Source organism: Acinetobacter sp. 1566109, from assembly GCF_000582255.1.
GTDB lineage: Bacteria > Pseudomonadota > Gammaproteobacteria > Pseudomonadales > Moraxellaceae > Acinetobacter > Acinetobacter nosocomialis.
The window spans coordinates 1-1497 of sequence record NZ_JEYB01000174.1 but is presented as its reverse complement, the minus strand read 5'-3'; the positions used below and the strand labels follow the sequence as shown (position 1 = coordinate 1497).

Here is a 1497-nt window from a genome sequence, read left to right as displayed (position 1 = left end):
CATTTTGATGGTTTGGGTTATATTCTGACATTATGCTTTCCATAGCTGATCTGGCGTGAGAACGAAGTCCACATTATTTAAAAGCTGTTGTACAACTTCACTAGTTTGTTCTAGTTGATCAAGCACACTTTGTCTTTTTCGGTTTATAACTTTATTGCGATAATTCAGCTGATTTCGTGTGTATGAGAGTCGTTTTGCTAGCAGGTCTAAGCTCATAGTACGGTGAGGTTTGAAAGAATTTTCTTTGTTTAACTTGTAAATAGCCTCGGCAGAAATGTATTCATTTATTAAGTTATGTAACCTTTTGGGATTTAATCGATTAAGATCATAATAAGTAGATGATAGAAATTTTAGAAATTCGGAACTAGCCACATTTTTTAATAGTTCGATTTTTTTGTTATCTTTGGGAAGAGAATGGATAATTAGATTAATTTCTTTGGGTGCATTCTGAGTCCAGTATAGGAACCATTGGATATTACTGGCGATGGTATAACCGGATAGATTAGTATCTTTCCAGACGTGAATTTCGGGACGTGGATTCAAGATACCTAGATCTGTTTTTAAAGCTTTGAAAGCCTCTTGATAGCAAAGATAAATTCCAGAAAAATCAGGGTGTATACTGATTTGGATTTTATTAAAATTTTTGCACAATAATTTTTTAGGTGCGCCAAATTTTTCATTGAAATCAAAAGCCGTTTCCATAGTCCTTCATAAGTGTAAAAAATAATCAAGTGAATATTCTTATAGTTTTTTGAAATATTAAACAAGATCGATCTGCCCTATATTTTGTGTAAATTTACAATCTATATACAATATATTGTGATTTTTTATATTTTTATGAGTGGGGTCACAACTTATAGCAATGCTATTTATTTTAAAATTTATAAGCTCTTAAGATGGAAATTAAACAACTGAAACAGGTAGAAGTCGTTACAGATGTTGTATGTGATGTATGCAACCAATCAACGAAACTGGAGTTTGGAACTTTATCGGCACATTGGGGCTATGGTTCTAAGCATGACGGGGAATGATATGAATTGCAGTTATGTGAAAAATGTTTCTTTTATGCCTTGGCAATATTGAAAAAAGAGCGAGCAGATGAGTTTATGTTTGAGGAAAATTTTGACCCTTCGACCCTAGAGAGGGTAGGCTTGAAGTGTGAACCTATCATCACGATAGGTTCTAAGAATCCAGAAAATACTGATTCATATCCACGCTAGCAGCTTCATTTTTAATGGCGAGTAAGTGATTCAGGAAAAATATTGTTCTTTGCTTCAAGGTCACTGAGTTCTGAAATCACCAAGCACCTGTGAATCACTGACATTATTGGTTGTAAGCTGAACTGCTCGTATTTGTAGGGTTTTAGCATCTATACCAATATGAAGTTTACGCCATTGGCGACGATATTCAGGTCCATGTTTCTTGCGCTTCCATTCGCCCTCACCTAGAAACTTCATGCCTGTAGAGTCCATGAGTAGATGCAGCCCATCGCTACTT

The 1497-nt window shown here is 34.9% G+C and carries 1 protein-coding gene and 2 pseudogenes; 1 reads left to right on the top strand and 2 read right to left on the bottom strand.

The annotated features are described in order from the left end of the window. Positions 1-30 precede the first annotated feature (30 nt). The gene (locus tag J582_RS25140) at positions 31-702 is read right to left on the bottom strand and encodes a hypothetical protein (RefSeq protein ID WP_002058207.1); all 672 of its coding nucleotides are present in this window, start codon (positions 700-702) and stop codon (positions 31-33) included. A gap of 194 nt (positions 703-896) precedes the next feature. Here J582_RS25140 and J582_RS27570 point away from each other — a divergent pair. Further along, positions 897-1157: pseudogene (locus J582_RS27570) on the top strand (hypothetical protein); the annotation flags it as partial. Positions 1158-1283: 126 nt separating this feature from the next. Here the strand turns inward: J582_RS27570 and J582_RS25135 are convergent. Then, positions 1284-1497 (bottom strand): annotated as a pseudogene (locus J582_RS25135) (transposase); the annotation flags it as partial.

Bases quoted from the DNA above. Each gene is read 5' to 3' on its own strand.
- J582_RS25140 (WP_002058207.1), bottom strand. From the start codon at position 702: ATGGAAACGGCTTTTGATTTCAATGAAAAATTTGGCGCACCTAAAAAA.